The following is a 12,964-nucleotide window of genomic DNA, read 5'->3' on the forward strand; positions in this document are numbered from 1 at the left end:
GTCGTTAATCCTGCTTTGCGGCCTGAGTATCCCAGAGCGCCATTAGCCCAGCGGTAAGCCCGCCGCGCCAGCAAAGCGCATCATGTCCGCCGTCAACCTGACGCCAGAAAACGGGCTGCTGCATGCGCTGTAATTGCGTCAACAGCGCATGATTGGCGTGAAAAATGATAGGCTCGCGAATTCCGGCTTCCAGCACGATCCGCAGGCCCTGAGGGTTGAGTTCACCGCGTTGAAGCTGTTCCAGAATCTCGCCGGTTTGTCGCCCACCGCGATGCGGCCACCAGTACGATCCCGATTGGCTGAGCACGCAGCCAAAACGCTGCGGCCAGTGCAGACCGGCGTACATCGCCGACAGGCCGCCAAAGCTCTGCCCCGCCACCACCGTGCGCTCAGCGCGGTCGCTAAACGGTGCAATCGCCCGCACCTGCGGCAGCAGCTCCTGCTGTACCGCCAGCCAGAAATCCGCGTTGCACGGCAGCTCCCGGCTGCGATGAGCGTTGTCGATAACATCGATCAGCAGGTAGACCGCCGGAGGGAGTTTTTGCGTTTCGGTCAGTGCGCTAAGCGCTGGCCAGACCGGCATGCTTTCGGCCCAGAATTGACCGTCCAGCAGCACGGCCAGCGGGCGTTCGCCGTCAAACGATTCGCCGGTGCTGAATACCCATACCCGACGCTGATTGCCCAGCCGTTCGCTGCGCCAGGTCATGCACTGCGGTTCAGGCCATTCGGCGGCTGGCGTTGACCAGCCGGGCTGCTCGGGCGCCTGCGGCAGTTCAAATGCCGAAACCGCATGCCCGCGCCCGCCCTTCCAGCTTTGCGAATTCAAAGGATCGGCAATCGCACACGGCAACAGCTTGCGCCAGCCTTCACGCAGCAGCATGCGGTCGGGCTCATCAGCGGTAAAAATTTCCGCAGAAAAATCATCTTCGCGCTCGGAAGGAACAAAGCAGTAGCTGCCGCGCCAGGTTGGCGGGAGGGTCGTTGTCCAGCACCAGGCATCGGTGTGAGGGATACGTTGCAGGGTCTGCGGGGCGGAGTTGTGATGGTGGTCGGTGACGCCGGTGATGTAAATCCAGACCCGCTGAATCGGCGATGTGGTTTCGTTTCCAGCCGGGTCGCGCCACCAGAAAGTCACCTGAAAATCATCGCTAACCTGTTCATATTGAGGGCCTTTTATCATCTCCCACCATGCGTCACTTCCTGTCACTAACTTTCCCACCACGTTAACCCCATGTTTATTGTGGAATTTCTTTTTACACATGAAAATTTATTGATAATATTATTGATAACTATTTGCATTTGCAATAGCGTATTGACGCGCAACTTTCACATGCTTAATACCCTAAATAATTCGCGCTGCATGAAGGCGGCAAGAGAGCGAGTCCCAGGAACGTACATAAGTCCGTGACGGGGGTGAGCGAGCGCAGCCAACGCACCTGCAGCGTGAAGTATGACGGGTATGCATATAACCACGTCGTAGCGTCCCCCTTGGGAATGGATACACACAGCATACGGCGACGAAAAGCAGGACACACAATGAATAATAAAATCAAATCCCTGGCCTTCCTGGTCAACTTGGGTATTTATGGCGTCGCGGCTCCGGCTTTTGCTGCTGAGACCACCACCAAAGACGCTGACGGGGAAACCATGGTGGTCACCGCCGCCGAGCAGAACCTGCAGGCACCGGGCGTTTCAACTATCACCGCCGATGAAATTCGCAAGCGCCCACCGGCACGCGACGTTTCTGAAATCATCCGTACCATGCCGGGCGTTAACCTGACCGGTAACTCCACCAGCGGCCAGCGCGGTAACAACCGCCAGATCGATATTCGCGGTATGGGCCCGGAAAACACCCTGATTCTGATCGACGGCAAGCCGGTCACCAGCCGTAACTCCGTCCGCCAGGGCTGGCGCGGCGAGCGTGATACCCGCGGTGATACCGGCTGGGTGCCGCCGGAAATGATTGAACGCATTGAAGTCCTGCGTGGCCCAGCCGCTGCCCGTTACGGTAACGGCGCGGCGGGCGGCGTGGTCAACATCATCACCAAAAAAGGTGGCGATGAATGGCACGGTTCATGGAATACCTACCTGAACGCGCCTGAACACAAGGAAGAAGGTTCGACCAAACGTACCAACTTTAGCCTGAACGGCCCGCTGGGCGGGGACTTCAGCTTCCGTCTGTTCGGTAATCTCGATAAAACTCAGGCCGATGCGTGGGATATTAACCAGGGCCATCAATCTGAACGTACCGGCGCATACTCCGACACCATGCCAGCCGGTCGTGAAGGTGTTGAAAATAAAGACATTAATGGTCTTGTGCGTTGGGACTTCGCGCCAATGCAGTCGCTGGAGTTCGAAGCAGGCTACAGCCGCCAGGGCAACCTGTATGCGGGTGACACGCAGAACACCAACAACGATAACGCCAGCAGCGGTCTGGTGAAAAAATACTACGGTAAAGAAACCAACCGTATGTATCGTCAGAACTATGCGCTGACCTGGAACGGCGGCTGGGATAACGGCATCACCACCAGCAACTGGGCGCAGTACGAACATACCCGTAACTCTCGTCTGGGTGAAGGTCTGGCCGGCGGCCTGGAAGGATTGTTCAACAGCGACCAGTTTAGCGATACCGATCTGGCCGACGTGATGCTACACAGCGAAATCAGCATTCCATTTGAGCTGTGGGTTAATCAGAACCTGACGCTGGGTACCGAGTGGAACCAGCAGCGTATGAAGGATTCCAGCTCCAACACCCAAACCTTCATGGGCGGCAACATTCCTGGCTATAGCACGGATGCCCGTAGCCCGTATTCTCAGGCAGAGATCTTCTCACTGTTCGCCGAGAACAACATGGAAGTGACCGACAGCACCATGCTGACGCCTGCACTGCGCTTCGATCACCACAGCGTCGTCGGCGACAACTGGAGCCCATCTCTGAACCTGTCTCAAGGGCTGGGTGACGATTTCACGCTGAAAATGGGCATTGCGCGAGCGTATAAAGCGCCAAGCCTGTACCAAACCAACCCGAACTACATCCTGTACAGCAAAGGCCAGGGTTGCTTCGCGACCGGAGCCACCAGTGGTATCGGCTGCTACATGCTGGGTAACGACGACCTGAAAGCAGAAACCAGCATCAACAAAGAGATTGGTCTGGAGTTCAAACGTGATGGTTGGCTGGCCGGCGTGACCTGGTTCCGTAATGATTACCGCAATAAGATCGAAGCGGGCACAACGCCGCTCTACCGTATCACCAAAGGTACAACCAAAACTGATATCTATCAGTGGGAAAACATCCCGAAAGCAGTAGTCGAAGGCCTGGAAGGGACGCTGAACATTCCAGTTAGCGAGACCGTTAACTGGACCAACAACATCACCTACATGCTGCAGAGTAAGAACAAAGAGACCGGCGAACGTCTGTCGATTATTCCGGAGTACACGCTGAACTCAACGCTGAGCTGGCAGGTACATCAGGATGTTTCTCTGCAATCGACCTTCACCTGGTACGGCAAACAGCAGCCGAAGAAATATGATTACCAAGGTAAACCGGTGACTGGTTCGTCCACCAGTGAAGTAAGCCCTTACAGCATTGTTGGTCTGAGCGCGACCTGGGATGTGAACAAAAACCTTAGCCTGACCGGCGGCGTGGATAACGTCTTCGACAAACGTCTGTGGCGTGAGGGTAATGCCCAGACCGTGAGCGATACCAAAACGGGTGCTTATATGGCCGGTGCAGGTGCGAACACCTACAACGAGCCAGGCCGTACCTGGTATATGAGCGTTAACACTCACTTCTGATAAGCTGTATTTCCCTCTCCCGCCCGGGAGAGGGTTCTTCAGGAGCCACATGCTTACTCATCACCGCACCCTCAACGCCATTCAGCGCATCGATTTTAAGCCCGACACCTTTACCCCAGGCGATCTGCTGTGGCTACCGCATCACGCCCAACTGGCAAAATCAGGTAAAAAGCGCCAGACCGAACATCTCGCCGGACGCATTGCCGCCGTTCATGCGCTGCGTGAATTCGGTGAAAAAGGCGTGCCGGGTATTGGCGAGCGTCGTCAGCCACTGTGGCCCGCAGGGCTTTACGGCAGCATCAGCCATAGTGGTAATACGGCGGTGGCAATAGCGTCCACAGCCCCCGTCGGTATCGACATCGAAGCGATTTTTACTCCTCACCTCGCTGATACGCTCGCGCATCAGGTTGCCACGGATAGCGAATTGGCCATACTTCGCGCATGCCCGCAGCCCTTCCCTCTGGCGTTGACGCTCGTCTTTTCGGCAAAAGAGAGTCTCTATAAAGCCTTAGCGGAACACCATCCAACGTTGGCTCATTTTCATGACGCCACCTTCCAGCAGCTTGATGAAAAAAGTATCACCCTGGCGGTTCCCGCCCTCTCACTCACCGCGCGCCTGAGTTGGTTCGCGATTGAACCTCATATCATCCTGACCCTCTACACCCAGCCATAAATATGACCGGAAATCGAAAATACCGAACCAACAACCAGCTATAAACTGATTGCCAGAATAAATAATCAATAAATGTGGTTTCTGTCAGTTTTATCAGCCATAAAAATATAGTTTCCCTCCGCAATTACCCCTATTATTCGTTTGAAACATTCACACAAACAATGAAACAATTGTTATGAGTTAAGGAATCGAATGAATACGCAAACACGGACACGGAATGAAGTGAGCGAAAGCCGCTTGATGAGCGGCTTCCTGAACGCCATCGAAAAAGCGGGCAACCGTCTGCCTGAGCCAGCGATTATCTTTTTCTACTTTTTACTGGCGGTGATGGGGCTATCGGCGGTGCTGTCGATGATGACCTTTGACGTCATCAACCCGATGACCCAGGAAGCGGTCAAAGTTAACAACCTGCTCTCCGCCGAGGCGTTAACCAATACGCTGGCGAATATGGTCACCACCTTCACCGGCTTTGCGCCGCTGGGCATCGTGCTGGTGGCAATGCTGGGCGTGGGGGTGGCTGAAAGCTCCGGTTTTATCAACGTGGCGCTGAAAAAGATGCTGCGCGTGACGCCGAAAAAGCTGCTGACGCCAATGCTGATTTTTGTCGCCATGTTCAGCCACGTGGCAGCCGATGCGGGCTATGTACTGGTCATCCCGCTGGGTGCGATTATCTTTATGTCCGCTGGACGTCACCCGCTGGTGGGGATTGCGGCTGCGTTCTCCGGCGTCTCCGGCGGTTTTGCCGCCAACATGGTGCCAACCGGTAACGATGCGCTGCTGCAAGGTTTTACCCAGGCCGCGGCCCAGCTGCTGGACAGCAGCTATACCGTCAATACCCTGTGCAACCTGTTCTTTGGTATCGCCTCATCAATCATCATTACGCTGGTCGGCTGGTGGGTCACCGAGCGCATCGTCGAGCCACGCGTCAGTAAAATGGCCATCGACGGCGATTTTAAGCACGATGAAGATATGTCCAACGTGACTCCGCAGGAGAGCCGCGCCTTTACTCGCGCCTTGCTGGTGATGCTGCTGGGTCTGGCGGCGCTGGCCGCTGCCGCCTGGCCAGAAGGTTCCATGCTGCGCGGTACCGACGGTTCATTAACTTCCTACAGCGCACCGATTATGAAATCCATCGTGCCGCTGATTTTCCTGATCTTTATCCTGCCGGGTATCGTCTACGGCTTCGCGTCCGGCACCTTTAAAACCGGTAAGGACGTAATTGGCTCAATGAATGATTCCATGAGTAAGATGGGGTCGTACATGGTGATGGCCTTCTTCTGCGCCATGTTTATCAAAGCGTTTAGCGACTCCAACATCGGCACGCTGTTTGCCTTAATGGGGGCTGACGGTCTGAAAGCGCTGGAGCTGCCGGGCCAGGCCACGATTATCGGCATGATTGTACTGACCGCGGTGGTGAACCTGCTGATTGGCTCCGCGTCGGCAAAATGGGCGCTGCTGTCGCCAATTATGGTTCCGATGCTGATGGCAGTTGGGATTTCCCCGGAGCTGACCCAGGCGGCGTTCCGTATCGGTGATTCCTGCACTAACATCATTACCCCGCTGATGGTCTTCTTCCCGCTGATCGTTATCTACTGCCAGCGCTATGTGAAAGGTGCAGGGGTCGGTACGCTGGTATCGATGATGATGCCGTATTCCATCGCTTTCTTCGTGGCGTGGAGCATCCTGCTGCTGGTGTGGTGGGGCGTAGGTTTACCGCTGGGTGTGGCGGCTCCGTATACCTGGAGTCCGAGCTGATATTTCCGTAATGCGAAATTCCGCTCACTTGATGTTTGGCAGAACATGAAACTGTTTGGCTGTTGAGTGCGGTATTCCGTTCACCTTATGTTTTGTAGAATATGAAACAACTTTATCAGTGAACGGGCTAAGGGGGGCGCCGCGCCCCCCTTTGCAATCCCCGCGGCCCCGCAGCGAAATCGGTGCTTCGCACTGCGTTCGCCTCCGAACTCCAGCCTGCGGCACGGCTCAACTCGACGCTACTCGTCCCATCCCTGGGACTCGCCCTTCGGGCCAACGCAAGCGTTGTTCAAAATTGCTCCCGGCAATTTTGTCGTGTCTCGGTTCGCCTCAGTCCGCCATCCCTGGCGGACTGACCTTGTCTTCCATTCTCCGGCTCACCGATTTCAAGCGGGGACTCATCGGTTTCAGCAATATTGGCGTTGGCTTTTAGCTGAAAACTTGCAGCGACTTTAGGTGGCGTCTGAATCGCCGAGGCGTTGCCTGGAGGCCGGGGCAGCCCACAGGGATGTGGGCTGAGGGCGCGGTTTTACAGGGATGTTACCTCGCGCCCGACCCGAAAGCCGGAAGGCATAAGCTGAGGGCACCGCGAAGCGGCGATTCTGCCGCCAGAGCCTGGGGGTGCAGGGGGCGGCGGCGATTGGCCGCCCCCTGCGCGCTCCTTGCGCCACTCAGGTTATAGGGCATGTGATGAACAAGGAGCGCAACCGGCTGAGTAGCTAAACGTAATACCCCTTAGCTGACCAGCACGATAATTAATCGGGCTTTTTGCCCATCACGACTTCGCCAGATGGGCAAAATTCCCCAACACACCGTGCAAAATCCCCAACCCTTTTTGCACCTGCTCTGCGGTAATGGTACACGGCGGCACCACGTGAATACGGTTCTCCACCACAAAGCTCAGCAGCCCGGCTTCGGTTAGCGCCCCTTTGATTTCCGCCATATCGCCTGCCGCCAACGGCGTTTTCTTCGTCTGGTCGCTCACCAACTCCAGCGCCTGGAACACTCCGCGACCGCGCACCTGGCCAACCAGCGGCGATGATGCCGCCAGCGCTTCCAGCCCCTGGCGCAGTACGCCGTTACCAATACTCGCGGCGTTCTCGACAATGCGTTCCTCTTTCATGGTATCCAGCGTGGCAACAATTGCCGCCATCGCCAGCGGATGGCCCGAATAGGTCAAGCCACCGGCAAAGAAGTGATCGTCAAAATAGTGGGCGATCGCCTCGCTGATGATCACCCCGCCAGCTGGAACATATCCGGCGTTGACGCCTTTGGCGAAGGTGATCAGATCCGGCACGATCCCATCTTGTTCAAAGGCAAACCAGCTGCCGGTGCGGCCAAAACCGGCCATCACTTCATCAAGAATCAGGATAATGCCAAACTCATCCGCCAGCGCCCGCACGCCCTTCATATAGCCGTCAGGCGGTACCAGAATCCCGGCGGTACCGGGGATCGACTCCAGCAAAATCGCCGCGATCGATGCCGGGCCTTCGCACTCGATCATCCGCCGCAGATGCGCCAGCGCGCGGGTGCACTCTTCCTGCTCGGTGGTCGCATTAAATTCGCTACGGTAAAGATACGGGTTAAAGAAGTGTACGTGTCCGCGCGAATATTCGTTTGGCACGCGGCGCCAGTCACCGGTGGCGGCAATCGCGCTGCCGGTGTTGCCGTGATAGGAGCGGTAGGCCGACAGCACCTTATCGCGTCCGGTATACAGACGTGCCATGCGAATAGCGTTCTCGTTGGCATCGGCTCCGGCGTTGGTGAAGAACACTTTGCTAAACCCTTCCGGTGCGAGATCAATAATTCGCTTCGCCGCCTCGCCGCGCGCCAGGTTTGCCGTGGCCGGGGCGATCGTCACCAGTGATTCGAGCTGCGCTTTCATCGCTGCCAGCACTTTCGGGTGCTGATATCCCAGGTTGACGTTCACCAGCTGACTGCTGAAATCGAGATAGGTTTTCCCCTCGTAATCCCACAGCTCACAGCCTTTTGCTCCGGCTATCACCAGCGGGTTAAGGTTGCCCTGCATCGTCCAGGAATGAAAAACATACTCTCTGTCCAGTTGGCGTACCGCTTTGTTATTCAACTCTGTCATGGTCATTCCTCGCATACCGTTGGCTGTGACTCATCATGTCGCCGGCGAAAAAGAAAGTGATAGAGCCAGTGTAGTCTTGCCGCCGTGACACCGGTGTCACATCACCACAGGCCGACTGTCTCTCGGCAGGTTGGCCCACGGTTTTTATAGTGGTCTGAACAACCTGCACTGGAGAGCACAATGCAAAATCGTAAAGTGGTGTTTATTACCGGGGCGACCTCCGGATTTGGGGAAGCAGCGGCGCATGTTTTTGCCCGCGCCGGCTGGGCGCTGGTGTTGAGCGGCCGTCGGCTGGCACGTCTTCAGGCTTTACAGGCCGAACTGACGTCATTGGTGCCGGTACATGTGATGGAGCTGGACGTGCGGGATAGCGATGCGGTAGCGGCTGCCGTCGCCGCCCTGCCTGCGGAATTTGCCGATGTGACTGCGCTTATCAACAACGCCGGTCTGGCGCTGGCGCCGCAGCCGGCGCAAAAGGTGGATCTGACCGACTGGCACACCATGATTGATACTAACGTCACCGGCCTGGTCAACGTCACCCACGCTCTGTTACCGACGCTGATTCGCCACGGTGCCGGGGCCAGCATTATTAATATTGGTTCGATTGCAGGTCAGTGGCCGTATCCGGGAAGCCACGTCTATGGCGCGAGTAAGGCGTTTGTGAAGCAGTTTAGCTATAACCTGCGCTGCGACCTTTTAGGCACCGGTGTGCGCGTGACCGACCTCGCACCGGGAATTGCCGAGACGGAATTTACGCTGGTGCGCACCAAAGGCGACCAGGCCGCATCCGATGCGCTCTATCGCGGCACCACGCCGCTGTCGGCGCTGGATATTGCCGAGCAGATGTTTTATATCGCCACGCTGCCGGACCATATGAACATTAACCGCGTTGAAGTGATGCCGGTACGCCAGGCCTGGCAGCCGTTTGCGATTGATAGGGATTAAGTTTGCCACGGACACATCCCCTCACCCTAACCCTCTCCCCAAAGGGGCGAGGGAACCATTCGGCGTTGTGAATTGAGAAAGGTGAGGTTCGCCATACTCCCTCTCCCGCAGGAGAGAGAGCTGCTCAGCGGAGTTTATTGAGACAGTTTTTTTCGATTGAAGATTGATAGGGAGTAGGTTTGCCGCAGACACATCCCCTCACCCTAACCCTCTCCCCAAAGGGGCGAGGGAACCGTTCGCGTTGTGAATTGAGAAAGGTGAGGTTCGTCGTACTCACTCTCCCGCCGGAGAAAGGGCTGCTCAGCGGAGTTTATTGAGACAGTTTTTTTCGATTGAAGATTGATAGGGATTAAGTTTGCCGCAGACGCATCCCCTCACCCTAACCCTCTCCCCAAAGGGGCGAGGGAACCATTCGGCGTTGTGAATTGAGAAAGGTGAGGTTCGTCGTACTCCCTCTCCCTTCCAGGGAGAGGGCCGGGGTGAGGGTCAAACCCGCACATTCTTAGCCCCCCTTAGCGGCTACTTTGCAAAAACTGTTTCACCCTCTCAGACTTCGGCTGGGTAAAGAAAATCTCCGGCGGTGCCTTCTCAATCAAAATCCCTTTCTCCAGAAACACCACTTCATTGGACACCTGACGGGCGAACTCCATCTCATGAGTGACGACCACCATGGTGTAACCCTCCGCCGCCAGCGATTTCATCACGCTCAGCACTTCATTCACGCGCTCGGGATCGAGCGCCGAGGTCGGTTCATCAAACAGCAAAACCTCCGGTGACATCGCCAGCGAGCGGGCAATCGCCACTCGCTGTTTCTGGCCGCCGGAAAGGGTTATCGGATAGGCATCGGCTTTATGATCCATCCCCACTTTGGTCAGCTGCTGGCGGGCAATTTCCCGCGCCTCATCGCGCTTCATCCCCTTCACATGCAGCAGCGCCTCCATCACATTCTGTTCCACAGTCAGGTGCGGCCACAGATTAAAGCTCTGGAACACCATCCCCACCCGCTCGCGGATTTTCGACAAATCGCGATGCGACATTGCTTTCCCCGAGCGGTCATCCACGCCGATACGCTGCCCGCCAATGTGAATTTCCCCACGGTCGGGTTGTTCAAGCCAGTTCATACAGCGCAGCAGCGTCGATTTTCCCGAGCCAGAAGAACCCAGAATGCTAACCACCGTCCCCTTCTCCACCGTCAAATTAATATCGCGCAGCACTTCAACGTTATCGAACTGCTTGGAGACATTTTTGACGCTTACCGCCGTGATATCAGACATGGCTCATTCCTCTTTTGGCGCTATAAACAGTCAACCGTTTCACCAGCAGTTCAAGCACAATGCTGATAGCCCAATACAGCGCGATAGCGACAATAAAGGCATTAAACGGAATGAAATAGGTCGCCTGCACGCTGTTCGCGGCGGCGGTAATTTCCTGCACGGTGATAATGCTCAGAAACGCGGTATCCTTCAGACAGATAATCAGTTGATTACCCAACAGCGGCAGCGCGGAGGAGAAAATATTCGGCAGGACGATTCGGCGAAATATCGTGTAACGAGAGAATCCCTGCACCACGGCAGCCTCAATATAGCCGTTGGAAAATACCCGCCGCTGGCTGCGGAGAATCTCAAAGAAATAGGCCCCGTGATAAATAATGAGCGCCAGTAATCCAGCGGTCCACGCTTCCAGGCTGATGCCCAATTCAGGCAGCCCGTAATACAACAGATAGGCCAGAATCAAAAACGGCACAGCGCGCATCAGATTCACAAAACCCATGATCAGGTTATTAAGCACCCGTTTTTGATATTCGGTGAAATAGCACAGCAGCGTGCCGATAAAAAGCCCACAAACCGCGGCAATAATAAAGAGCTCTAAGGTCGCCAGCAGCCCGGCAATAAAATTATCGTGCTCGGCCCAGATAATTGCCCATTGATTCATCGTTCCTCCCGGGACTTAGCGCGCCAGTCGTTTTGCTTTGCGTTCCGCCATGCTTTGCAACTTCAGCAGCAGGCCAATAATCACCACATACAGCAGCCCGGCTGCGAGGATGGGAGAAAGCGGTTCATAGGTAACGGAAGAGATTCGGTTGGTGACGCGGGTGAGATCCACCACGCCAATCACCGCAATCGCCGGGCTACCTTTGATGAGAAAAGACATCTCATTTACCAGCGCTGGCAGGCTCTCCAGCCACATTTGCGGCAACATGATGTAGCGGAAATAGGGCCAACGACGCATGCCCACCGACTCGGCGGCTTCACGCTGCTCGCGAGGAAAAGTGCGGAACGCGTTGCGCCAGATTTCCGCATTAAACGCAGAAGTGTTGAGCGTCAGCGCGACAATCGCCGCCACCGTTTTATCGAGGTTAATGCCGACAGTCGGCAGCGATAAAAAGAGGAACAGTACCAGCGTCACCAGCGGCGTGGCGCGAGCGAGGCTGATATAGACCACCAGAATCTGGTCGATGACCGGAATTTTCATCATCCGTACAAAAGCGATAACCAGCCCGATAACCACGCCGAAAGCGATGGCAATGGCGGAAATCCAGAGGGTCGTCCATGCGCCTTCAAACAGTAACTGCCATGCGATTGAGTCCATGTAGCCCTCCTTTAGTCAAACGGGCTGCGGTTTCCCGCAGCCATCATTACTGCCCGGCTAACGTGTGGAACTGCGCGGCGCTGGTGATAGGCTCGGTCGGCAGGTCGTCATAGGTTTCGCCAAACCATTTTTTCTGCAACGCCGCCAGTTGCCCGGTTTCGCGCATATGGTTGGTAAATTTGGTCATATAGGCCAACAGCTCCGGCGAGCTTTTCGGCATCGGCCAGGCCATATAACCCGGTCCGGAAACCGCCAGCCCTTTGGCGAAGACTTTTGGCTTGGCTTTCACCAGGTCGTTGACGGAAATCACCACGTTAATCACATAGTCGAGACGCTTATTGGCTAAATCGGCGTAGGCTTCCGGGTAGGACGGATATTCCACCACCGGTCCCAGCTTGCCGCCGGTTTTTTCAATCATCGCTTTCAGTTCAGGTAAACGGGCTAATAACGCGCTGCCCGCCTGGAGACCCACTTTTTTACCGCTTAAATCGGCAATGGTATTTAACGAGGTGTCGCCAGCACGCTTGACGAAATAGTGCTGGGCCGATGCCCATGGAGGAGTGAAATTAAACACGTTGAGACGTTCATCGGTGACAACGGCACCGGTTAAAGCCATATCGTATTGCCCGGTCGAGACCGCCGCTAATAATCCGGTCCACGGTAAAATACTTTGCGTCACGTTAAATTTGGCGTACTCGCGCAGCGCCGCCAGCATATCCTTGTTAAACCCATCGGCATTGCCGTTATTCATAAAGTTAAACGGCGCGTAGTCATCCTCGGTCGCCACTTTTAAGGTCCCGGATTTTTCAATTTCCGGCAGGTCGGCCGCCGCCACCTGCAAAGAAAAGGTCATCGCCATCACGGCGGCCAGATAATACGAACCCATCGTTTTTTTCATCGTGTGACCCCTGTTTAAATGCCCGATACGTGAATTCCAGATGCCCTGGAAGCGTTGCAAGATATGTGCCGACAGCGGCAAAATTGCACAGTCGCTGGTGACGTTTTTACTGTAGGGAGACTTTTTGCATTCTGAATAGAGCCAGTTTTCGCACGCCGTTGTGTCAGACGATTTCAGGCTGGTACAAAAATTGCTGAGTGCTAAGAAAGCGGAT

General features: G+C 55.6%; 10 protein-coding genes. 4 read left to right on the top strand and 6 right to left on the bottom strand.

Going from position 1 to position 12,964, the window contains the following annotated elements; translation table 11 throughout:
• Positions 1 to 4: 4 nt before the first annotated feature.
• The gene (gene fes / locus ABOC97_RS15040; protein ID WP_349599153.1) at positions 5 to 1,261 is read right to left on the bottom strand and encodes an enterochelin esterase; all 1,257 of its coding nucleotides are present in this window, start codon (positions 1,259 to 1,261) and stop codon (positions 5 to 7) included.
• A gap of 275 nt (positions 1,262 to 1,536) precedes the next feature.
• Here fes and ABOC97_RS15045 point away from each other — a divergent pair, with 275 nt between their 5' ends.
• The 3 genes from ABOC97_RS15045 to ABOC97_RS15055 all read left to right on the top strand — a co-directional run bounded on the left by ABOC97_RS15045 (position 1,537) and on the right by ABOC97_RS15055 (position 6,223).
• Positions 1,537 to 3,795 (top strand): TonB-dependent siderophore receptor, encoded by a 2,259-nt coding sequence (locus ABOC97_RS15045; protein WP_349599156.1) that lies wholly within the window; start codon positions 1,537 to 1,539, stop codon positions 3,793 to 3,795.
• Positions 3,796 to 3,844: 49 nt separating this feature from the next.
• The gene (entD, locus tag ABOC97_RS15050) at positions 3,845 to 4,468 is read left to right on the top strand and encodes an enterobactin synthase subunit EntD (protein WP_349599159.1); all 624 of its coding nucleotides are present in this window, start codon (positions 3,845 to 3,847) and stop codon (positions 4,466 to 4,468) included.
• A gap of 192 nt (positions 4,469 to 4,660) precedes the next feature.
• A complete protein-coding gene (locus tag ABOC97_RS15055; RefSeq protein ID WP_349599162.1) occupies positions 4,661 to 6,223 on the top strand; it encodes an AbgT family transporter in 1,563 nt (520 codons plus the stop codon).
• 775 nt (positions 6,224 to 6,998) lie between these two features.
• On the opposite strand, the gene ABOC97_RS15060 is transcribed toward ABOC97_RS15055, so the two are convergent.
• Positions 6,999 to 8,333 carry an aspartate aminotransferase family protein gene (locus ABOC97_RS15060; protein ID WP_349599165.1) on the bottom strand — a complete coding sequence of 445 codons (1,335 nt, stop codon included), beginning with the start codon at positions 8,331 to 8,333 and terminating at the stop codon, positions 6,999 to 7,001.
• Positions 8,334 to 8,498: 165 nt separating this feature from the next.
• Between ABOC97_RS15060 and ABOC97_RS15065 the strand changes: the two genes are divergently transcribed.
• On the top strand, positions 8,499 to 9,263 hold the full coding sequence (locus ABOC97_RS15065) for an SDR family NAD(P)-dependent oxidoreductase (RefSeq protein ID WP_349599168.1): 765 nt from the start codon (positions 8,499 to 8,501) through the stop codon (positions 9,261 to 9,263).
• Between the two features lie 512 nt (positions 9,264 to 9,775).
• Here the strand turns inward: ABOC97_RS15065 and ABOC97_RS15070 are convergent.
• From ABOC97_RS15070 to ABOC97_RS15085, 4 genes are read right to left on the bottom strand one after another with little or no spacing between them, the layout of a single operon-like run.
• Positions 9,776 to 10,537 carry an amino acid ABC transporter ATP-binding protein gene (locus ABOC97_RS15070; protein ID WP_052283754.1) on the bottom strand — a complete coding sequence of 254 codons (762 nt, stop codon included), beginning with the start codon at positions 10,535 to 10,537 and terminating at the stop codon, positions 9,776 to 9,778.
• The gene (locus ABOC97_RS15075; RefSeq protein WP_061281911.1) at positions 10,530 to 11,195 is read right to left on the bottom strand and encodes an amino acid ABC transporter permease; all 666 of its coding nucleotides are present in this window, start codon (positions 11,193 to 11,195) and stop codon (positions 10,530 to 10,532) included. The genes ABOC97_RS15070 and ABOC97_RS15075 overlap by 8 nt, the downstream gene beginning before the upstream one ends.
• A 15-nt stretch (positions 11,196 to 11,210) precedes the next feature.
• Positions 11,211 to 11,852, bottom strand: coding sequence for an amino acid ABC transporter permease (locus tag ABOC97_RS15080; RefSeq protein WP_349599173.1), 642 nt, complete (start codon positions 11,850 to 11,852; stop codon positions 11,211 to 11,213).
• Positions 11,853 to 11,898: 46 nt separating this feature from the next.
• Positions 11,899 to 12,750: a transporter substrate-binding domain-containing protein gene (locus ABOC97_RS15085; RefSeq protein ID WP_349599176.1), complete on the bottom strand. Its 852-nt coding sequence runs from the start codon at positions 12,748 to 12,750 to the stop codon at positions 11,899 to 11,901.
• Positions 12,751 to 12,964: the final 214 nt, after the last annotated feature.

The organism is Kluyvera huaxiensis, assembly GCF_040149365.1.
Classification (GTDB): Bacteria; Pseudomonadota; Gammaproteobacteria; order Enterobacterales; family Enterobacteriaceae; genus Kluyvera; species Kluyvera intermedia_A.